The organism is Rhodococcus sp. O3, from assembly GCF_048897285.1.
GTDB lineage: Bacteria > Actinomycetota > Actinomycetes > Mycobacteriales > Mycobacteriaceae > Rhodococcus.
This window is the reverse complement of the sequence record NZ_JBMBTE010000002.1, coordinates 1-21,060: the sequence shown is the minus strand read 5'-3', so window position 1 is coordinate 21,060 and position 21,060 is coordinate 1. Positions and strand designations below refer to the sequence as shown.

Here is a 21,060-nt window from a genome sequence, read left to right as displayed (position 1 = left end):
GGCAGTGATGATCGGTGGGATCGAAAGTGCTACTGAGGTTTCCGTGCTCTTCGTCCTGACGGTAGGTGAGTCCGGCAGCAGCCGAATCGCAGGTCCCACTCGCCGGGATCCGGGCCGGGATCAGGCAACCGGCGCCGGGAGCAGCGCCGCGCGACCGTTCGCGACGAAGTCGCGTTCGATGTCGGCGCGGGTCGACTCGTCGAGCAGAACGTATTCGGGGGTGCGCCCGACCCGGACGTAGACGGGATCGTCGGTGTACCACGCGACCGCCCGCAACGGCGCCTTGTCGATCTTGTTGCTGCCGGTCAGCGGAATCCGATCGGTGACCCGCACGAACCGTGGCCACCACTTGTCCCCCATGTCGGGTTGTTCGGCCAGTTCCCGGCCGAAAGCGACCGGGTCGAACACGGCACCGGCGTCGAGTTCGACGGCGCACATCACCTGATCGCCGGTCGTCGGGTCCGGCACCGCGAACACCGGGGCCGACAGCACGCCGGGAATGCGCTGCAGGATCCGTTCGACGGGCGCGGCGGCGAAGTTCTCGCTGTCGACGCGCAGCCAGTCCGAGGCCCGCCCCGCGAAGTAGAAGTAGCCGTCGGCGTCGCGGTAGCCGAGGTCGCCGGTCCAGAAGTCGTCGCCGCGGATCCGGTCCGCGGCGGCGCCCGGGTTCTTGTAGTAGCCCTCGAACGACGCGGCCGCGCCGATCGCGACGATCTGCCCGATCGCCTCCGGGTTCAGCAGCCGGCCCGTCCCGTCGAACCGTGCTCGCGGGCATTCGAGTCCCGTGTTCTCGTCGAGGATGCGGGCGTCGGTGCCGCCCGCGGCGACCCCGAGCGACCCGGTCGGGGTGTCGGGGGTGCGGTTGATGCGCAGGACACCTTCGCTCGAGCCGTAGCCCTCGATGACGGTGCAGCCGAACCGCTCGGAGAATCGTGCGACGTCGACCTCGGATGCTTCGGTGCCGAACGCCACCTCGAGGGTTCCGGTGCGGTCGCGGGGATCCTCGGGCCGGTTCAGCACGTACGACAGGGCGCGGCCGACGTAGTTGACGAAGGTCGCGCCGAACCGGTGGATGTCCTCCGAGAAGCGGCTCGCGGAGAACTTGCGGATCAGGCCGACGGTCGCGCCGACCCGCATCGCGGTGCCGAGGTTGAGCATCACGGCGTTCCCGTGGAACAGCGGCATGCACAGGTACGCGACCGAGTCGCGGCGCATGTGGGTGCGTTCGACGAGCACGTCGACGAGCCGCCCGAGCCGGCCCTGCGTGACGATCACCGCCTTCGGGCGGCCGGTCGATCCGGAGCTGAACAGCAGCAGCGCGATGTCGTCGGCCGCGGGCACCGTGTCGGGCAGGGCGGAACCGCGGTGCGGTTCGAGGAACTGCGTGTAGCCGGGCGTATCGATGTCGAGGATGCGGTCGGCGGGCAGGCCGTGGCCGGTGCCGTCGACGAGGTGGGCCAGGCGTGATTCGGTGACGAGGAGATCCACGTCGGCCTGGCGGATGTCCTCGGCGAGTTCCGGGCCGCTGCGGCTGGCGTTGATCCCCACGACCACCGCTCCGGCGAGGGCACCTGCTCCGATCCAGAACACGAAGTCCGGCACGTTCTCGAGCAGTACCCCGATGTGGCGTTGCCGGCCGGGTGGGGCGGGCACGGCCGCGACGAGCGCGGCGGCACGATCCGCGCTGTGCTGCACCACCTCGTCCCAGGTCCATTGCCGGTCCTCGAACCGCACTCCGACCTTGTCGTCGCCCTTGCGGGCACGCACGACTTCGGCGAACGTCTGCACTGCCACCTCCGAATCGTTGCCGGCGCCCGCACGCGGACGCCCGGGGATGCACGTTAGGAGCGGCCACCCCGGGCATCTGTGCAGGTCCCACTCACCGGTACGTTCGGATGGCGGGGCGACGGGCGTGAGAGTCTTCGGCCGGACGTTCGGTCGAGAAGGGAGGCTCGCGATGACCGTGCCACCCGATCCGCAGCAGTTCCTCGACCAGCTGGTCTCGCGTCTGACCGGCCGCGGCGGCCCGTTCGAGATCGTGATGAGCGACGTGCTGGGCGCCGAGATGCCGGTCATGCGGAACCGGCACATCGCCGTCGCGGATCTGCTGGAGCGGTCGCAGGCGTGGGGCGACCGGGAGTACCTCGTGACGGCGACACGGCGGATCTCGTTCGCCGAGCACGCGCGGGAGGCGTACGCGCTCGCGGCGGCCCTGCAGCAGCGGTACGGGGTCGGGGTCGGCGACCGCGTCGCGATCCTGTCGGCGAACCGGCCCGAGTGGGTCACCGCGTTCTGGGCGACGCAGGCGCTCGGTGCGATCACCGTCGGACTGAACGCGTGGTGGGCGCAGCCCGAGATCGAATTCGGGATCTGCAATTCCGCGCCGCGGGTGGTGTTCGCGGACGAGCCGCGCGCCGAGGCCCTCTCCGGGCGCAGCCCGCACGGCACGATCGTGCTGACCGTCGAGCATGATCTCCCGCGGCTGATCGCCGAATTCGCCGGGATGCGGCCGCCGCCGCCGCGCGTCGACGAGGACGATCCGGCGGTTCTGCTCTACACGTCGGGTACGAGCGGCGACCCGAAGGGTGCGCTGCATTCGCAACGAAATCTGTTGGCTGTGACGGACTATCACCGTTTCGCCGATGCGATCTCCGCGACGTGGAGCGGGGAGGTGTACGACCGGGACACCCCGTGCGAGGCCCGGTACCTGCTGACCTCTCCCCTGTGCCACATCACGAGCCTGCACAACACGATCGTCCCGCGGCTCGCGACCGGCAGCACCGTCGTGATGAACCAGGGATGGTTCGACGTGCACCGCGTCCTCGAGATCATCGAGAACGAGCAGATCACGCATTGGAACGCGGTCCCCTCGATGGCGGCGCGGATGCTCGAGATCCCCGACCTGGACCGGTACGACCTGGGTTCGCTGACCCGGTTCACCCTGTCGTCGGAACCGACGTCCCCCGAGTTCAAGCAGCGTCTGCGGGAGCGGCTGCCGTTCGGCCGGTACGCGGTCGTCGACAGCTACAGCATGACCGAGTGCAGCACGTCGATCGCGGTGGCCAGCGCGCAGGATCTCGAGCGGTATCCGGGCACGGTGGGTCCACCGGTCATCACGGTGAGCATGGAGATCCGGGACGAGCACGGCGGATGGCTGCCGGACGGTCACGTCGGCGAGGTATGCGTGCGCAGCCCGTTCGTGATGCTCGGCTACTGGGGTGACGAGGCCGCGACCGCGGCCACGATCACCCCCGATCGGTGGCTGCGGACCGGCGACCTGGGCGTGGTCGAGAACGGCCGGCTGCGCCTGCTGGGCAGGCGTGCCGATCTGATCCGGCAGAACGGCGAGGACATCTACCCGTCGGAGGTCGAACGGGTGCTCGGCGGGCACCCCGCCGTGCGGGAATGCCTGGTCACCGGGGATTCGCATCCCGAGTGGGGCGAGGAGGTGTGCGCGGTCGTGGTTCTCGCCCCCGGGAGGGAGGCGACGAAGGAGGAGCTGACCGCCTATCTCGCCGATCGGCTCGCGTACTTCAAGGTACCCACCCGCTGGAAGATCACGCGGAACCTTCTGCCGCGCAACACAACCGGCAAGATCGTCCGGCGTCGCCCCTGGACGGAAGACCCGTCCGGGCACTGAGTCCGGCTCCACCACCACATGGCGGACCCTGTGCCGCGGAGCGGGTGTGTGCTAGCTTACCAAGCAATCGCTTGGTTCGGTACCGACGTAAGGAACATGCCATGGGCATCACCTCCACCTCCGACGGCGCGGGAATCACCACGGTCACCGTCGACTACCCGCCCGTGAACGCCATTCCGTCCGCCGGGTGGTTCGAACTGGCCGACGCGGTCCTCGCCGCCGGCAAGGACCCGGACACCCACGTCGTGATCCTGCGGTCCGAGGGTCGCGGCTTCAACGCCGGCGTGGACATCAAGGAAATGCAGGCCACCGAGGGGTACGACGCACTCATCGCCGCCAACCACGGCTGCGCCGCCGCGTTCTCCGCCGTCTACGACTGCGAGGTCCCGGTCGTGGTCGCCGTCAACGGCTTCTGCGTGGGCGGCGGCATCGGCCTGGTCGGCAACGCCGACGTCATCGTCGCGTCCGACGACGCGGTCTTCGGGCTCCCCGAGGTCGACCGCGGCGCGCTCGGCGCCGCCACCCACCTCTCGCGCCTGGTCCCGCAGCACCTGATGCGCACCCTGTACTACACGGCGCAGAACGTCACGGCCCAGCAGCTGCACCACTTCGGCTCCGTGTACAAGGTGGTGCCGCGCGCCGAACTCGACGCCGCCGCCCGCGAGGTCGCCGGCCTGATCGCAGCGAAGGACACCCGCGTGATCCGCCGCGCGAAGGAAGCGATCAACCGCATCGACCCGGTGGATGTGAAGAACGCCTACCGGCTCGAACAGGGCTTCACCTTCGAGCTGAACCTCGCCGGCGTCGCCGACGAGCACCGCGACGAATTCGTCGCGACCGGCAAGCCGCGCGCGAACAAGTAGGGAGAGAAAAACATTGCGTGACAAGAGGATTACTCTCGACGACGCCGTCGGACAGCTGCGCAGCGGCATGACCATCGGGCTCGGCGGCTGGGGTTCGCGCCGCAAGCCCATGGCGTTCGTGCGCGCGATCCTGCGCTCGGACGTGAAGGATCTGACCGTCGTCACCTACGGCGGACCGGACCTGGGCCTGTTGTGCTCGGCCGGCAAGGTCAAGAAGGCGTACTACGGTTTCGTGTCGCTCGATTCGGCCCCGTTCTACGATCCGTGGTTCTCCAAGGCCCGCACCGAGGGCACCATCGTCGCCCGCGAGATGGACGAGGGCATGGTCAAGTGCGGCCTCGAAGCTGCCGCCGCACGCCTGCCGTTCCTGCCGATCCGCGCCGGCCTCGGCTCCGACGTGCAGAACTTCTGGGGCGACGAACTGCAGACTGTCACCTCCCCCTACCCGGACGCCTCCGGCAAGCACGAGACGCTGATCGCGATGCCCGCCCTCAACCTGGACGCGGCGTTCGTGCACCTGAACATCGGTGACGCCCACGGCAATGCGGGCTACCAGGGCGTCGACCCGTACTTCGACGACCTGTACTGCCTGGCCGCCGAGAAGCGCTTCGTCTCCGTCGAGAAGATCGTCGAGACCGAGCAGCTCGTCAAGGAGGTTCCGCTGCAGCAGCTGATCCTCAACCGCATGATGGTCGACGGTGTCGTCGAGGCCCCGAACGGCGCCCACTTCACCCTCGCCGGCGAGTCCTACGGCCGCGACGAGAAGTTCCAGCGCCACTACGCCGAGGCCGCCAAGACCCCCGAGTCGTGGCAGGCGTTCGTCGACCGGTTCCTGTCCGGGTCCGAGGACGACTACCAGGCCGCCGTCAAGAAATTCGCCGAGGAGTTGGCATGACCTCCATCGAAACCGTCACTCGCGCCGAGTACTGCGCGATCGCGTGCGCCGACATCTTCGCCGGTGCCGGCGAGATCATGGCCAGCCCGATGTCGACGATGTCGCAGATCGGTGCCCGCCTGGCACGTCTGACCACCGAGCCCGACCTGCTCATCACCGACGGGGAGGCACTGATCCTCGCCGACACCCCCGCGATCGGCGCGAAGGGTGCGATCGAGGGCTGGATGCCGTTCCGCAAGGTGTTCGACGTCGTCGCCTCCGGCCGGCGCCATGTCGTCATGGGCGCCAACCAGATCGACCGCTACGGCAACCAGAACCTGTCGGCGTTCGGTCCGCTGCAGCAGCCGACCCGCCAGATGTTCGGCGTGCGCGGGGCGCCCGGCAACACCATCAACCACGCCACCAGCTACTGGGTCGGCAAGCACAACAAGCGCGTGTTCTGCGACAACGTCGACGTCGTCGCGGGTGTGGGCTGGGACAAGGTCGATCCGGAGAACCCGGCGTACAAGTACCTCAACGTGTATCGCGTCGTCACCAACCTCGGCGTCTTCGACTTCGGCGGCCCCGGTCACAGTTTCCGCGCGTTGAGCCTGCACCCGGGCGTCACCGCCGACGAGGTCGCGGACAACACCTCCTTCGAGGTCGCGGACCTGGCCGATGCCGGGGTCACCCGCGAGCCCACCGCCGAGGAACTGCGGATCGTGCGTGAGGTTCTGGATCCGAGGAACCTGCGCGACCGCGAGGTCTCCGCATGAGTGCTCCCCGGATCGAAACGGCGCTGACGAAGCTGGTCGGCATCGAGCATCCGATCGTGCAGACCGGCATGGGCTGGGTGTCCGGCCCCCGCCTGACCGCGGCCACCTGCAATGCCGGCGGGCTCGGCATCCTGGCGTCCGCGACGATGACCTACGACGAACTCGAGGTCGCCGTCGCGAAGACGAAGTCGTTGACGGACAAGCCTTTCGGTGTGAATATCCGCGCCGACGCGTCGGACGCCGCGCAGCGCATCGACCTGCTCATCCGCGAGAACGTCAAGGTCGCCTCGTTCGCGCTGGCACCGAAGAAGGATCTGATCGCCAAGCTCAAGGATCACGGCATCGTCGTGATCCCGTCGATCGGCGCCGCCAAGCACGCCGTGAAGGTCGCGTCGTGGGGCGCCGACGCGGTGATCGTCCAGGGCGGCGAGGGTGGCGGCCACACCGGTGGTGTCGCCACGACGCTGCTGCTGCCGTCCGTGCTCGACGCCGTCGACATCCCGGTGGTCGCCGGGGGCGGATTCTTCGACGGCCGCGGGCTCGCGGCGGCGCTGGCGTACGGTGCGGCGGGCGTGGCCATGGGTACCCGGTTCCTGCTCACCAGCGACTCCGCGGTGCCGGATTCGGTGAAGCAGCAGTACCTTTCGCGCGGATTGCAGGACACCACGGTCTCCGTGAAGGTCGACGGCATGCCGCATCGGGTCCTCAACACCGACCTGGTCGACGCGCTCGAGAAGTCCAGCTACGCGAAGGGACTCGTCGCGGCGACGAAGAACGCGATGAAGTTCAAGTCGATGACCGGCATGAAGTGGTCGACGCTCGTCAAGGACGGGCTGGCCATGAAGCGGTCCGGCGACCGGACGTGGCAGCAGATCATCATGGCCGCGAACACCCCGATGCTGCTCAAGGCCGGACTGGTCGAGGGCAACACCGAAGCCGGAGTGCTGGCGTCCGGTCAGGTGGTCGGCATGATCGACGACCTGCCGAGCTGCCGCGAACTGATCGACCGCATCGTGGCCGAGGCCGTCGAACGCATCGACGCACTGGCCGCGCTGCGCTGATCTCGCAGCACCCAGCTTCCACAGCACCCAACTTCACAGCACCGAAGCTTCCACAGCACCGAAGCGCCGTCCCGCTTTTCGTCACGGGGCGGCGCTTCGGCGTGCGGGGTACTTCACAGAGCGCACCGTCGTCCGATAACGTCAAGAATGTCGTTCTTGAGAACGAGAACAGTATTTTCTGACGAGAGGGCAGCTCGATGACCGACGCGATACCCGCACCGTTCGACCGATTCCGCCTCGACGGCAAGGTCGCACTGATCACCGGCGGCAGCCGCGGCATGGGCAAGGAGATCGCGCTCGCATTCGCCCGCGCCGGGGCGGACGTCGTCGTCGCGAGCCGCAAGATCGAGAACTGCGAGAAGGTGGTCGCCGAGATCGAGGAGACCACCGGCCGCCGGTCCCTCGCCTACGCCTGCCACATGGGCCACTGGGACGAGATCGAAGGACTCGTCGACGCCGCCTACGCGACCTTCGGACGTATCGACATCCTCGTCAACAACGCCGGCATGTCCCCCGTCTACCGGAACATCGCCGACGTCACCGAGGCGCTGTGGGACAGCGTGCTGGGACTGAATCTCAAAGGACCGTTCCGGCTCACCCAGCTCGTCGGTCCCCGGATGAAGGAGCAGGGCAGCGGCTCGATCATCAATGTGAGCAGCAGCGGCTCGCTGCACCCCTCCGGCGCGTTCATCCACTACGCCTCGGCCAAGCGCGGTCTCAACGCCATGACCGAGGGTTTCGCCGACCTGCTCGCGCCCGAGGTGCGCGTCAACACCCTCATGCCCGGCCCCTACCGCACGGACATCTCCAACGCCTGGACCCCCGAACAGATCCGGCAGTCGGGTGAGGCCGTGCATCTGAAGCGGATCGGCGAACCCCGCGAAATCGTGGGTGCTGCACTGTTTCTCGCGAGCGACGCGTCGAGTTTCACCACCGGGACCGTCGTCCGGTCCGACGGCGGGTTCCGCTGAACAACAGCGGACATCCGTGCGCAGATCGTTGACCCACCCCACCGATCGGGATAGGTTGCTCCGGGGTTTTCACACCGTCGACATGGGGGTTCCGGGTGAAGAGACGATTCCTGCGTGGGGCGATCGCGTCGGTGGCCGTCGCCGCCACCACTGCCGCTGCCGCGATCACCGCGGCACCGGTCGCCGGTGCCGATCCGTCCGGCGGGACCGACGCCGCCGCCTGGCAGGCCGCGGTCGATGCACCCGACGCGTACCCGAACACCGCCGTCGAATGGGACGTCCCCATCACGATGAGCGACGGCACCGTCCTGCGCGCCAACGTCTTCCGTCCCGCGGACGAGAACGGGACACCGATCACGGAGCCCACCCCCGTGGTCCTCAACCTCACGCCCTACACCAAGCTGGTCTCGACCCTGGGAACCGTCGTGGGCGACGACCCCACCCTCGCACCGCTGGTCGAGGGACTCGGCGACACGCTGAACTTCGCCGCCCCGTACGACGGGGTCACCGAGCTCGCGAAGACGACCGGCGGCGGACTCGTGCAGGTCTTCGGACTCAACCGCGACCTCGTGCAGAACGGCTACACGCAGGTCATCGTCGACGTCCGCGGCACCGGATTCTCGCAGGGTGAATGGCAGGTCCTCGGTCCGCGCGAACAGCAGGACACCGTCGAGGTCATCGACTGGGTGTCGAAGCAGCCATGGTCGAACGGCCGCGTCGGCACCAGCGGCGTGTCCTACTCGGCGATCAACCAGTTGCAGGGTGCGGGTCTGCGGCCGGCCGCGCTCGACGCGGTGTTCGCGGTGGAACCCGGCAACGACCTGCTGCGCGACATCGTCGGCACCGGTGGTGCGCTCGGCATCGGATTCATGCCGATGTGGCTCGCCCTCGTCAACGGGCTCAAGTGGATCCCGGACGTGCAGGCGCTGCTGCAGGGCAACTTCGACGCGCAGTGGCTGCGCGACCGGATGGCCGACCCCGCCACCAAGCTTCCCGAACTCGTCGAGGCGGTCACCGCGCCCACCGTCGAAGGGGTCTCCCCCAGTGCTCTCGAGGTCGCGCAGGACGGGCCGTTCTACCAGGACCGCACCGCGAATCTCGAGTCGATCGAGGTGCCCAGCTTCGTCTACGGAGGCTGGCACGACATCTTCGCCAACAGCGAGCCGGACATCTACAACCGCATTCCGGTCGCGCCGGGCGAGAAGCAGCTCATGATGGGCGACGGCTATCACGTCGTCGCCGGTACCGACTTCGGCAAGCCGGGCTTCCCACCGAAGCTCGGCACCCTTCAGCGTGCCTGGTTCGACCACTGGCTCAAGGGAATCGACAACGGCATCGAGAACTACGGGCCGGTCACCCTGTTCCAGCAGGGTGGCGGATGGACCACCACCGACCGGTTCCCCCGTGCCGGTGCCGAATTCGAGAAGTTCTACCTGTCCGGTGCCCCGAGCGGCACCGCCGGCCACGCCGCCTTCGACGGCAGCCTCACCTCCGAGGCACCCTCCGGCACCCAGGATCTGACGATCGCGCCGGGTCTGCGCGGGTTCTGCTCGCGCGAATCGGCCGTCGGCACCGCCGGAATCACGGTGCTGCTCGGTTCGAACTGCACCAGGGACGCCCGCTTCAACGAGGCGGAGGGGCTGACGTTCACCGGCGCCCCGGTCACCGAACCGACCGAGATCTCCGGCGCGATCAACGTGCACCTGAACACCGTCCTCGACGCCCCCGACGGCTTCTGGTCGGTGACCGTGAACGACGTTGCGCCCGACGGCCGTTCGACCGTCCTGACCTCCGGTTCGCTCGTCGCGTCGCTGCGCGCGATCGACGACTCCCGCAGCACCTTCACCCCGACCGGCGACTATGCCGTCGCCGTCCCGCACCTGACGCTCGACACGCGGCGGACCCTCGAACCCGGTGTGCCCACTCGGCTGGACATCTCGACCGTGCTCACCGACGCGATCCTGCAGCCGGGTCACCGGCTCCGGATCAACGTCTACGCGTCGAGCGTGCCCCGGTCGCTGCCGCTGGGTCCGATGCTCCACGACAGCGGTCTGAAGCCGCAGCACATCCGGCTCGATCCGTCCGCGCCGAGCTTCGCCACCGTTCCGATCGTGCGGTAGTTCCCCCCGACCCACACACGCAGGGACGCGCTCGGGCCGAGCCCGAGCGCGTCCCCCCAGCTCACCGGCCGAGCGACGCGTACAGCGCCGATTCGAATTCGAGGTAGCCACCGAACGAGGTGGGATCACCGAAGGGCAGAATCTGGGTCGCCCAGAATCCCCCGTATCCGGACTGCCGATCGATCCAGTAGAACAGGTTGGCGAGCCCCGCCCATCCCAGCGCGCCGGCGGGTCGCCCGGTCGGAGCCTGCTCGTTGTTGATCATGAACGGCAGCGACCACGATTTCGAGATCCCGGGGAAGAACTCGGCGTCGTTCGACAGCGACGGGATGACGCCGGGCAACGGTGTCACGGGAAGCTCCCCGAGATGATTCTGCACGGCCATCCGGACCGTCTCCGGTCGCAGGACCTGCCCGTGTCCACCCTTTCCGTCGTTCAGCCACATCCGGATGAACCGCATGTAGTCACCGACAGTGCCGTACAGGCCGTGACCACCCATGTGAACTTCCGGCGGGGAAGGCAGTTCGAAGTCCATCGCGGAAAGTGATCCGTCGGAGTTGCGAGCATGCATACCGGCCAGATCGGCACGGCGCGTGTCGTCGAGTTCGAAGGTCATGCTCTCGATTCCGAGTGGCTCGAAGATCCCGGCCGAGAACACGTCCCCGAGCCGATCCCCGGTGATCGCCTCGATCACCCGGCCGCACCAGTCGAGGTTGCTGCCGTACTCCCAACGATCCCCGGGGTCGAACAACAGCGGAGTGTCCAGTGCCTGCTTCGTGGCAGTGATGACGCTCGGCTGCCCCTTCTCCTCCGCCAGGCGCCGGTACTTCTCGTTGAAGAAGTCGTAGCCGAAACCGGCGGTGTGGGTGAGCAACATGCGGGTGGTGATGTCGCGGCGAGGCTCTCGGAGCACCGGTTCGCCGGAGTCGTCGAACCCCTCGATGACCTGGACGCTTCCCAGCTCCGGAACGTACTTGCCCGCCGGCGCGTCGAGGTCGAGGCGGTTCTGCTCCACCAATTGCAGTGCCGCGGTCGCGGTGAAGGCCTTGGTGGTCGAGAAGAGCGCGAAGACATCGTCGGTCGTGATCGCCGTGTCCTGGTCGATTCGGCGCTTTCCCGCCGCGCCCTCGTAGATGTTGCCTTCCCGGTCGGTCACCATCGCGACCACACCCGGCACCGGCGCCTCGGCGGTGACGGACCGGTTCAGGATCGCATCGACGGATGCGCGAAGTGCTTCGGTCATGATCTGTCGTCCCTTCACGGTGTCGGTGCTCATCGCAGTTCGAATCCCTTGTAGCCGGCAGCGGCGGCTTCGAGCGTCTTCTCCCGATAGGTGCCGACACCGCCGGTGTACGACAGCACCCGGCGCGGCTTGCCCTCGACGTTCGAGCCGGTGTACCAGGAGTTCGTCTTCGAGATCAGGTTCGCGGCGGCGGTCTCGTCGTGGTGGGAGACCCACGCGGCCTCCCCTTCCTCGGTCGCCTCGATCACGGTGTAGCCGTTCTTCCGCATGTACCGGATGCACTCGTCGATCCACTCGGTCTGCTGCTGCAGGCAGGTGGTCATGTTGCACAGTGCCGCGGACGGTGCGAGGGGAACAGCGGTGGTGAGCATGTTCGGGTAGCCGTGCACCATCAGCCCCATCGTCGTGCGGATGTCCCGAGACCAGTCGTCCTTCAGCGACCGTCCGCCGACACCGCGGATGTCGATTCGGGTCAAGGCGCCGGTGCCCGCGTCGAAACCGGTAGCCAGGATGATCACGTCCAGCTCGTACAGCGTGCCGTCGGCGAGCAGCACCCCTTCGGGCACGATGCGGGAGATCGGGTTCTCGCGCACGCCCACCGCCGTGACGTTGGGTCGGTGGTAGACCTCGAGGTAGCCGGTTTCGAGCGGCACCCGGTGGGTGCCGAACCCGTAGTCCTCTGGGATCAGGAGCCGGCACAGTTCCGGATCGACCAGCCGCGCCCGCATCTTCTCCCGCACGAACTCGGAGATCTCGTCGCTGACGGCCTCGTCGAAGAACATCTCGGCGAACGACGCCAGCCAGAGCTGCAGCGATCCGTTCTCGTAGATCTCCTCGAGCACCTCGCGCCGTTGCTCGGGCGTCAGCTCGTCCCACACGTACCGGAAGTCGTATTCGAAACCGGTGAAGGTGTGCGGCAGCGTGCTGCGGAGCTCCTCGAAGCGCGCCTTGTAGGCCGCCACGTCGTCCGCGCTGTACGACGGGTTCTTCATCGGGAGCGCATACTGCGGCGTGCGGACGAACACGGTCAGGTCCGCGACCTCGTCGACGATGGTCTGGATGACCTGGATACCCGTGGCGCCGGTGCCGATGACGCCGACCCGTTTGCCTGCGATCTCGGCTCCTTCACGCGGCCAGCGCGAGGTGTGGAAGATCTGCCCCGCGAAGTCCTGCTGTCCCGGGAACAGGTCCTGCAGCGGCGCCGAGAGCATGCCGCAACACGTGATGAGGAACTGCGTGTCCACGACCTCTCCGCTGTCGGTCCGCACGGTCCACCGGCCCGACTTCTCGTCGTATTCGGCGCTCGTGACGGTCGTGGAGAACGAGATGTCCCGGCGAAGATCGAGCGAATCGGCCACGTAGTGCATCCACCGTTCGATCTCGGGCTGGTCGGGGAAGCGCTGGCTCCAGCTCCAGTTCTTGTAGAGGTCTTCCGAGAACAGGTACTGGTAGATGTAGGCCTCCGAGTCGAAGCGCGCACCGGGGTAACGGTTCCAGTACCACGTCCCCCCCACGTCTGCGGCGGTCTCGAACACGCGGACGTTCAGTCCCTGTTCCCGCAACAGGTGCAGTTGGTAGAGGCCGGCCACCCCCGCGCCGATGATCAGGGCGTCCAGGGTGCGGTGGGCAGTTGGTGTACCGATAGCCATTGTTCGACCCTTTCCTGTGATGTGGATCACGACTGCGAACAATGCTTGCGCTGTCCCAGCAGGCCGGACTGTCCCAAGATCGGACAGTCGTGAGGTCGCCAAGCTCGGCAAACGAGCCGATAATGGTGTGACGCAGGTCTCATTTCCGGACAAATCGAATCGTAAGAAGGGTGCATCCATGGTCGACGAGCGCGAGCGACTGCGCATTGCCGCGGCGCGAGCGGACTTCCTCGAATACGGGAGCGCCGGAGCAGCCGGGGTTCCCGACGTCGTTGCCGCCTCGTGGCAGCGCAGCCAGTCCGCCGGTGTCGATTACGCAACGTTCCACGTGGAATATCACGACGACATCGACTTCGATTCGCGACTTGTACGGTGCGCGCGACCGGTCCTCGAACGACTCTCCGCCGACATCGCGGATGTCCCCGTCGGCATCGCGCTCACCGACGCGCGCGCCCGCATCGTCGATCGCCGCGACTGCTCCAATTTCGTCGGCAGGCTGCTCGATCGTGTCGATTTCCTGCCCGGGTGCAGCTATGCAGAACGGGGCGTCGGAACCAACGGCATCGGCACCGTCTTCGAATCCGGTTCTGCGATAAGCATTGTGGGCCCCGAACATTTCAACGACGCACTGGTGCAGTTCGCTTGTACCGGCGCGCCGATTCTGGACCCGATCTCCGGCAAGGTGGAAGGCGTCCTCGATGTCAGCCTGCTCGCCGAAAGCTGGTCCCCGCTCCTGCACGCCCTGGTCAAGTCCGCAGCCATGGACATAGGGCGCAATCTGCTCCTCGACAGGAGTCAGGCGCAGCAGGCGTTGTTCGAGATGTACGTCAAGGCCGATTCGCGTCCACGCCAAGCGGTCATGGCGATCGGCGAGACCGTGATCATGAACCGGCGCTCACAGAACCTGTTCACCCCGGAGGAACAACTGGCGATCCACGAGCACGCGCGTTTCCTCATGACTCGACGCGACCGCAGCGCGGAATCGATTTCGCTGCCTTCCGGCCGGACCGTCCACATCCGCGCCACCAGGATCCTGTGCGGCGACGAGGTTGCGGGAATGGTTCTGCTTCTCGACGACAACACCCCGGACAATTCCGGCACTCCGGCGGTCGACCGGACGCTTCCCGCGGTCGACGCACCGGACCCCCGAACCACCGCCATCGCGTCCGGACTTCACAACCCGCCACCATCGATCACCGAAAGCCGCTGTCCCGCATGGAAACGGGCGTGCGACTCGATCGTCGAGTCACTCGGCCGACGGGAGAACCTGCTCGTCCTCGGCGAATCCGGGACAGGGAAGTTCACCCTCCTCGCGGAGTTGTTCCATCGAATGTACCCATCCGGCCGGAGCATCGCGATCGACGCGGACCGCGTGACGCGGCAGGGCGAACTCACTGCGGTCGACACGACCATCTCGACATTGCTGATCGTCCGGAATCTCGACCGGCTCACCACCTACGGCGTCGACGTTCTCAACGAGTTCTTCGATTCCCTGGATCTCGATACGAGAAACTTCATCGTCGCCGCGACACTGTCGGACACCGGCATCGAGTCCGACCTGCCCTGCAATGACGTCCTGGCGAACTTCGACCAGTCGGTGACCGTCCCCGCGATCCGGTTCCGATCCGTCGACTTTCCTCGTCTCGTCGACAGGACGCTCCGCGAAATCGCCCCGGAGCGCCGGATCCGCCTGAGTCCGGAGGCGATGCGTGTCCTGGGCGCATACTCGTGGCCGCGGAACATGACCCAGCTGCGCGAGGCGCTTCACAGCGCCGTGCTCAAACGCCCGGTCGGTGAGATCCAGGCCGAGGACCTACCCGGCTACTGTCGGTCGACGAGCACTCGCACCCTCAGCGTGCTCGAGGCGACCGAACGGGACGCGATCGTCGCCGCACTCCGCGAGTGCGACGGAAACCGCGTCCGCGCCGCAGAAATGCTCGGGATGGCGCGAAGCTCGTTGTACCGCAAGCTCAAGACCTACGGAGTCACGGAGATCTGAGGTGGCAGCCGGGTCACGACTCAGCCGAGCCGATCGCCGAGCAGGCCGGCGAGCGCAGCGAGGCACAGTTCGCGCAATTGCACGGTGGTGACGCCGGGTCGATCCAGCCAGTCGACACACACACTGCGCACGAACGCGATCCAACCGCGCACCGCCAGCGCGACCAGTTCGCGATCCGCGTCCGACGGCGCGAGCGCGTCGACGATGCGCTGCTGCTGCACGTCGAGTTCCGCATCGACGATGCCGCGGATGCTCGCATCGGCGGAGGCGGCACCCCGGTTGACCGCCAACACACCCTGCGCGTGCGACTCGATGTACTCCAGGTAGGCGTCGAGTCCCGCCGCGATCCGGTCGTGCACCGACAACGACGGGTCGGGTTCGGTGACCGCGAGCAACCGGTCGGACTCGCGTTGCACGACCGCCGCCATGAAATCGCGCTTGGTCGGGAAGTAGTGGTACATCAGACCTCGCGAGACACCGGCGAGCTCCGCGACCTCCTCGATGCGCACGTCCTCGTAGGCGCGCTGCGAGAACAACCGGGCACCGATGTCCAGCAGCTCGGTGCGCCGCTGGTCGGGGCTCAGTCGTCGCCGGGGTGATGCCACGTCGCCCAATCTACGTCTTGACAGTCCTGTATCCGGGCGTAGCGTGGCTACTGTACGTCGGTTCAATAAGGGTTCGAACTGTCCGGGGGACGAGCAGATGGCCGTTGCCACATCACACGTGTTCGACACCGAGATCCCGCACCCGCCGTGGCGCCTGCCCGTACTCGGCGACGTGCTGGGAATGTCCGTGAGCACACCGGTGCAGGATTCGATGGAGTTGCACCGCCGGCTCGGCCCGGTCTTCGAACGTCGGCCGTTCGACCTGCGGTTCGTGTTCGTGTGCTCCGGCGAACTCACCGCCGAGCTGTCCGACGACCGCCGCTTCGCCAAACATCTGGCACCCGGCGTCGAAGCGCTGCGCAGCCTGGGCGGGGACGGCCTGTTCACCGCATACAACGACGAACCCAACTGGCGCCGCGCGCACGACCTGCTCGCCCCCGCCTTCACGCAGTCGGCGATGCGTTCCTACCACGCGACGATGCTGGATGTGACCGCCGATCTGCTCGCGCACTGGGATCGGCGCGCAGCCGAGGGCGGACGCGTGGACGTGGCCGCCGACATGACGAAGCTGACCCTCGAGACGATCGGCCGCACCGGGTTCAGCTATTCGTTCTCCCCGTTCGAACGGGACCGTCCGCATCCGTTCGTCGAGGCGATGGTCGGCGGTCTGGCGTTCTCGCAGCGCAGTGCCCTACGGAGGCTGCCGGTCATCGGGCGGTACCTGTTCCCTCGGCAGAAGCGGCAGTACCTCCTGGATCGCGCGTATCTGCATCGGGTCGTCGACGAGGTGATCCGCGAGAGGCAGGCGGCCGGCGAGACCGGGCACGACGATCTGCTCGAACTCATGCTGCGGGCGGCGCGGGAGAACGACCCGAACCGGATCGACGACGAGAACATCCGCAATCAGGTGCTCACCTTCCTGGTTGCGGGTCACGAAACCACTTCGGGTGCACTGTCGTTCGCGCTCTACTACCTAATGCGCAACCCCGGGGTGTTCGCCCGCGCGCGGGCCGAGGTCGATGCGGTGTGGGGCGAGGACGTCCCGGCCTTCGAACAGGTCGCGAAGCTGAGGTACGTGCGGCGGGTGCTCGACGAGGCGCTGCGCCTGTGGCCGACCGCCCCCGGGTACGCCCGGGAGGCACGCGAGGACACGACGCTGGGCGGACGCTACCGGCTGCGCAAGGGCGACTGGGTTCTCGTGCTGCTCCCGGCGGTGCACCGCGATCCCGAGGTGTGGGGCCCCGATGCCGAGACCTTCGATCCGGATCATTTTCTGCCCGAACGGGTTCGGGCGCGGCCGGGGCACGTGTACAAGCCGTTCGGCACGGGTGAGCGTGCCTGCATCGGGCGCCAGTTCGCCCTGCACGAGGCCACCCTGGTTCTGGGAAGCCTGTTGCGGCGCTTCGATTTCGACCTCGATCCGAGCTATCGGCTGCGGGTCGCCGAACGGCTCACGCTGATGCCGCGGGACCTGTGTCCCACGGTGTCGGTGCGCGCCCGCTGAGCTCGCTACCCGGCCGGCGGCGAGTCAGCCGCGCGCCGCGATGCGCGCCTGCACCTCGGGGCGCCGCAACGGCGGGACGCTCGCCGGGGGTTGCCGTCGCTCCGGCAGAGCGGCGAGCAGTCGCGTGGTGGTCGCGGCGACCTCCGCGACCGCCTGTTCGAACGGTTCCCGGGTGGCGTCGGACAACTTGTGGATGCCGCTGACCTTACGCACGTATTGACGAGCGGCGGCTTCGATCTCCTCCGCGGTCGCGGCAGGTTCGAGTCCGCGCAGTTCGGTGATGTTCCGGCACATGGCTCCGAGGGTAGTCCCGTCGACCCGACACCACCCGGTTGAATACGGACGTATGCCCCACATCCCCCGTAGGGTCGATCCGACAACTCCGGAAGGGAGCCGAATGAGAGTCCGACACGTGAGCGCTGCCGTGGCCGTGCTGTCCGCCGCGGCGATCGCCCTGACCACTCCGGGGGTCGCGGGTGCCGCGGCGACGGCGGATGTCGTCCCGGGACGCACCCGGATCAAGGTGACCGTGCACGGGGTGCCGGTTCATCCGGAAAGCTGCCGGGTCGATCCCGATGCGGACGGGAACACCCAGAGCCTGCCGCTGGAACCGTCCGGGACGATGGTCTCGCACAACGTCGCCCCCGGCCCACGCCGGGTACTGGTGTGGTGCCCCGAGGGTGGCGTCATCTACCAGAACATCGTCCACGTGCTGCCCGTCGATCCGCTGGCCGATGCCGCCGACATCGTGTTCCGCACCGCCGGCAGCAGCGACCGCGTCACCGACCCGACACTGCGGTAGCACCGAACAGCTGTCCGTCCCGGCCCCACTGTCGACCGGGACGGACACCTGGTCCGTGTCAGGCCTCGAGGCGCTCGATGATGGTGACGTTGGCGGTGCCGCCGCCCTCGCAGATGGTGAGCAGGCCGTATCGGCCACCGGTGCGCTCGAGTTCGTTGAGCAGCGTCGCCATCAGCTTGGTGCCGGTCGCGCCGAGCGGGTGGCCGAGTGCGATTGCACCGCCGTTGACGTTGACCTTCGCCGGGTCGGCGCCGATCTCCTTGATCCACGCGAGCACGACGGGCGCGAACGCCTCGTTGATCTCCACCAGGTCGATGTCGTCGATCGTCAGACCGGCCTTTTCGAGGGCGTACTGCGTCGCCGGGATCGGGGCGGTGAGCATGAAGATCGGGTCGTCGCCGCGGGCGCTGAGGTGATGGATGCGGGCGCGGGGCTTCAGGTTGTGCTTCTTCACCGCCTCGTCGGACGCGAGCAGCAGTGCGGATGCGCCGTCGGAGATCTGGCTCGCGACCGCCGCGGTCAGGCGACCACCCTCGACGAGCGTCTGCAGGCCCGCCATCTTCTCGAGGCTCGTCTCACGCGGGCCCTCGTCGACGGTCGCGTCGCCGAACGGCACGACCTCGTTGTCGAAGCGACCCGCGGCGATCGCGGCCTTCGCGCGTTCGTGGCTCTGCAGCGCCCACTTCTCGAGTTCCTCACGGCTGAGGTCCCACTTCTCGGCGATCATCTCGGCGCCCTTGAACTGGGACACCTCGTCGCTGCCGTAGCGCTCGGTCCAGCCCTTCGAGCCGCCGAAGGGGGTGTCGAACCCGTACTGCTGACCGGCGGTCATCGCCGACGAGATCGGGATCTGCGACATGTTCTGCACGCCACCGGCGATGATGAGGTCCGCGGTGTTGCTCAGGATGGCCTGGGCACCGAAGTGGACGGCCTGCTGGCTCGAGCCGCACTGGCGGTCGACGGTGACGCCGGGGACGTGCTGCGGGTAGCCCGCGGCGAGCCACGCGGTGCGGGCGATGTTGCCGGCCTGACCGCCGATGGCGTCGACGCAACCGAACACGACGTCGTCGACGTCGGCGGGGTCGATGCCGGTGCGTTCGACGACCGCCTTGATCACGTGGGCGCCCAGGTCGGCGGGGTGCACTCCGGCGAGGCCGCCGTTCTTCTTGCCGATCGGGGTGCGCACCGCGTCGACGATGTATGCCTCGGTCATGTTTGCTCCTATGAGGATTCGGGTCTCGACAGGCCGTCGAGGACGATGCTGAGGTACTGCTGGGCCACGTGGTCGGCGGTGAGGGACCCGCCGGGCCGGTACCAGCGCACCGCGACCCACACGGTGTCGCGCAGGAACCGGAAGACCAGTTCTACGTCGAGGTCGGGGCGGAAACTTCCGTCCTCGATGCCGCGTTCGATGACACCGACCCAGAGGTCGCGGAATTCGGTGTTGAGTTCGGCGATGTACGCGAAGCGTTCGTTGCCGACGAGGTGCTTGGCCTCGTCCTGGTAGATCGCGACCGCAGAGTGGGATCGGTCGATCGACTCGTAGGACGCCGTGATGAGGCCTTCGAGGGTCGCGCGGGAGTCGAGCCCGGCGGCGACGATCTTGCGGTAGCGGCCGAACAGGTCGTCGAGGAATCCGCGGAGGATCTCGTCGACCATCGATTCCTTCGAATCGAAGTGGTGGTAGAGGCTGCCGGACAGGATGCCCGCCGCGTCCGCGATGTCACGGACGGTGGTCGCGCGCACGCCTCGGGACGCGAACAGGTCCGCGGCGATGGCGAGCAGTTCGGCACGGCGTCCGGACTTACCGGCGTCGTCACGGGGTGGAGTCATGGATACATCCTTTCAAGGCCTCGGTGTGCCTTTGTGGCGGCCAGGGCCGCCACAAAGGCACACCGGGGCGTCACGCCCTCTGCGACGAGATCGAGACGACCTCGCCGGTCAGGTACGTGGTGTAGTCACTGGCGAGCATGGCGATGGTCGCGGCGATCTCCCACACGTCCGCGGCCCGTCCGAAGGCTTCGCCAGCGGCGAGGCGGTCGAGCAGTTCCTCGCTGGTGACCTTCGTGAGGAACGCGTGCCGCGCGATGGACGGGGCGACGGCGTTGATGCGCACCCCGTATTCGGCGGCTTCGATCGCCGAGCATCGGGTCAGCGCCATGACTCCGGCCTTGGCGGCGGCGTAGTGCGCCTGCGAATGCTGGGCACGCCAGCCGAGCACCGACGCGTTGTTGACCAGGACCCCGCCGTGGTCGACGCTGCGGAAGTAGCGCAGCGCCGCGCGGGTGGCACGGAACGTGCTGTTGAGGGTGATGTCGAGGACGCGGTCCCACTGTTCGTCGGTCATGTCCACGACGGGGGTTTCCCCGCCGAGCCCGGCGTTGTTGACCAGGACGTCGATGCGGCCGAGTTGTTCTGCGGCACCGGTGATCAGGGCGTCGACCTGCTCGGTGGACGAGACGTCGCACAAGATCGAGGCGACCTGCTGCTGCGGGAACTCGGCGGCGAGCTTCTCGACGGTCTCGCCGAGGCGGCGTTCGTGGAAGTCGGAGACGAGCACGTCGCCGCCCTCGAGCAGCGCGCGCCGCGCGGTCGCGAATCCGATGCCGGTGCCCGCGGCGGCGGTGACGACGACCTTCTTGCCGGCGAGCAGGCCGTGGCCGGGAGTCTCGACGGGAACTTCTGCGAGGGGTGAGGTGGTCACGGGCGTGCCTCTCGGGGAAGGCCGAGCACCCGCTCGGCGATGATGTTGCGCTGGACTTCGTTGGATCCGCCGTAGATGGTGTCGGCGCGGGTGAACAGGAACAGCCGCTGCCATTCGGCGAGTTCGAGGTGTTCGGGGTCGGTGATCACCGACGGGGTGCCGGCGTGATCGTGGTCGGGGCCGACGAGCGAGGCCGCGCCCTGCACGTCCATGGCGAGCTTACCGAGATCACGATGCCAGTTGGCCCAC

At 67.7% G+C, this 21,060-nt stretch carries 19 protein-coding genes; 10 read left to right on the top strand and 9 right to left on the bottom strand.

Annotated features, from left to right (window positions below; all coding sequences use genetic code 11):
• Window positions 1–120 precede the first annotated feature (120 nt).
• Window positions 121–1,794 (bottom strand): AMP-binding protein, encoded by a 1,674-nt coding sequence (locus ACN675_RS01100; RefSeq protein WP_420749149.1) that lies wholly within the window; start codon window positions 1,792–1,794, stop codon window positions 121–123.
• A 163-nt stretch (window positions 1,795–1,957) separates the two neighbouring features.
• Here ACN675_RS01100 and ACN675_RS01095 point away from each other — a divergent pair, with 163 nt between their 5' ends.
• The 7 genes from ACN675_RS01095 to ACN675_RS01065 all read left to right on the top strand — a co-directional run bounded on the left by ACN675_RS01095 (window position 1,958) and on the right by ACN675_RS01065 (window position 10,305).
• Window positions 1,958–3,640: a class I adenylate-forming enzyme family protein gene (locus ACN675_RS01095; protein ID WP_420749148.1), complete on the top strand. Its 1,683-nt coding sequence runs from the start codon at window positions 1,958–1,960 to the stop codon at window positions 3,638–3,640.
• A gap of 101 nt (window positions 3,641–3,741) precedes the next feature.
• Complete coding sequence (gene echA20 / locus ACN675_RS01090) at window positions 3,742–4,503, top strand: (7aS)-7a-methyl-1,5-dioxo-2,3,5,6,7,7a-hexahydro-1H-indene-carboxyl-CoA hydrolase (protein ID WP_197251744.1); 762 nt, start codon at window positions 3,742–3,744, stop codon at window positions 4,501–4,503.
• Window positions 4,504–4,516: 13 nt separating this feature from the next.
• A complete protein-coding gene (gene ipdA / locus ACN675_RS01085) occupies window positions 4,517–5,398 on the top strand; it encodes a cholesterol ring-cleaving hydrolase subunit IpdA (RefSeq protein WP_420749147.1) in 882 nt (293 codons plus the stop codon).
• The gene (ipdB, locus tag ACN675_RS01080; protein WP_420749146.1) at window positions 5,395–6,153 is read left to right on the top strand and encodes a cholesterol ring-cleaving hydrolase subunit IpdB; all 759 of its coding nucleotides are present in this window, start codon (window positions 5,395–5,397) and stop codon (window positions 6,151–6,153) included. Before ipdA ends, ipdB begins: the two co-directional genes overlap by 4 nt.
• Entirely contained in the window at window positions 6,150–7,214 is a 1,065-nt protein-coding gene (locus tag ACN675_RS01075; RefSeq protein WP_420749145.1) for an NAD(P)H-dependent flavin oxidoreductase, read from the top strand. Before ipdB ends, ACN675_RS01075 begins: the two co-directional genes overlap by 4 nt.
• Window positions 7,215–7,411: 197 nt before the next feature.
• Complete coding sequence (locus ACN675_RS01070) at window positions 7,412–8,185, top strand: SDR family NAD(P)-dependent oxidoreductase (protein ID WP_420749144.1); 774 nt, start codon at window positions 7,412–7,414, stop codon at window positions 8,183–8,185.
• Window positions 8,186–8,280: 95 nt separating this feature from the next.
• Window positions 8,281–10,305: a CocE/NonD family hydrolase gene (locus ACN675_RS01065; protein WP_420749143.1), complete on the top strand. Its 2,025-nt coding sequence runs from the start codon at window positions 8,281–8,283 to the stop codon at window positions 10,303–10,305.
• 61 nt (window positions 10,306–10,366) lie between these two features.
• Here the strand turns inward: ACN675_RS01065 and ACN675_RS01060 are convergent, their stop codons facing one another.
• Both ACN675_RS01060 and ACN675_RS01055 read right to left on the bottom strand, forming a co-directional pair.
• Window positions 10,367–11,548 carry a serine hydrolase domain-containing protein gene (locus ACN675_RS01060; RefSeq protein WP_420749284.1) on the bottom strand — a complete coding sequence of 394 codons (1,182 nt, stop codon included), beginning with the start codon at window positions 11,546–11,548 and terminating at the stop codon, window positions 10,367–10,369.
• Window positions 11,549–11,577: 29 nt separating this feature from the next.
• Window positions 11,578–13,197 (bottom strand): flavin-containing monooxygenase, encoded by a 1,620-nt coding sequence (locus tag ACN675_RS01055; RefSeq protein ID WP_420749142.1) that lies wholly within the window; start codon window positions 13,195–13,197, stop codon window positions 11,578–11,580.
• A gap of 178 nt (window positions 13,198–13,375) precedes the next feature.
• On the opposite strand from ACN675_RS01055, the gene ACN675_RS01050 reads away from it, so the two are divergent.
• Window positions 13,376–15,196, top strand: a complete 1,821-nt coding sequence (locus ACN675_RS01050; protein ID WP_420749141.1) for a sigma-54-dependent Fis family transcriptional regulator — start codon at window positions 13,376–13,378, stop codon at window positions 15,194–15,196.
• A 20-nt stretch (window positions 15,197–15,216) separates the two neighbouring features.
• Here the strand turns inward: ACN675_RS01050 and ACN675_RS01045 are convergent, their stop codons facing one another.
• Window positions 15,217–15,801, bottom strand: a complete 585-nt coding sequence (locus ACN675_RS01045) for a TetR/AcrR family transcriptional regulator (protein WP_420749140.1) — start codon at window positions 15,799–15,801, stop codon at window positions 15,217–15,219.
• Between the two features lie 97 nt (window positions 15,802–15,898).
• Here ACN675_RS01045 and ACN675_RS01040 point away from each other — a divergent pair, with 97 nt between their 5' ends.
• On the top strand, window positions 15,899–17,305 hold the full coding sequence (locus ACN675_RS01040; RefSeq protein ID WP_420749139.1) for a cytochrome P450: 1,407 nt from the start codon (window positions 15,899–15,901) through the stop codon (window positions 17,303–17,305).
• A 24-nt stretch (window positions 17,306–17,329) separates the two neighbouring features.
• On the opposite strand, the gene ACN675_RS01035 is transcribed toward ACN675_RS01040, so the two are convergent.
• Window positions 17,330–17,599, bottom strand: a complete 270-nt coding sequence (locus ACN675_RS01035) for a DUF2277 domain-containing protein (RefSeq protein ID WP_420749138.1) — start codon at window positions 17,597–17,599, stop codon at window positions 17,330–17,332.
• Window positions 17,600–17,717: 118 nt separating this feature from the next.
• Here ACN675_RS01035 and ACN675_RS01030 point away from each other — a divergent pair, with 118 nt between their 5' ends.
• Window positions 17,718–18,107 (top strand): hypothetical protein, encoded by a 390-nt coding sequence (locus ACN675_RS01030; protein WP_420749137.1) that lies wholly within the window; start codon window positions 17,718–17,720, stop codon window positions 18,105–18,107.
• A 58-nt stretch (window positions 18,108–18,165) separates the two neighbouring features.
• Here the strand turns inward: ACN675_RS01030 and ACN675_RS01025 are convergent, their stop codons facing one another.
• The 4 genes from ACN675_RS01025 to ACN675_RS01010 form a co-directional block, all read right to left on the bottom strand.
• Window positions 18,166–19,320: an acetyl-CoA C-acetyltransferase gene (locus ACN675_RS01025; RefSeq protein ID WP_420749136.1), complete on the bottom strand. Its 1,155-nt coding sequence runs from the start codon at window positions 19,318–19,320 to the stop codon at window positions 18,166–18,168.
• An 8-nt stretch (window positions 19,321–19,328) separates the two neighbouring features.
• Window positions 19,329–19,940: a TetR/AcrR family transcriptional regulator gene (locus tag ACN675_RS01020; protein ID WP_420749135.1), complete on the bottom strand. Its 612-nt coding sequence runs from the start codon at window positions 19,938–19,940 to the stop codon at window positions 19,329–19,331.
• A 70-nt stretch (window positions 19,941–20,010) separates the two neighbouring features.
• Complete coding sequence (locus ACN675_RS01015) at window positions 20,011–20,811, bottom strand: SDR family oxidoreductase (RefSeq protein ID WP_420749134.1); 801 nt, start codon at window positions 20,809–20,811, stop codon at window positions 20,011–20,013.
• A partial coding sequence (locus ACN675_RS01010; RefSeq protein ID WP_420749133.1) for an acyl-CoA dehydrogenase family protein occupies window positions 20,808–21,060 on the bottom strand: 253 nt, incomplete at its 5' end. The genes ACN675_RS01015 and ACN675_RS01010, both read right to left, overlap by 4 nt.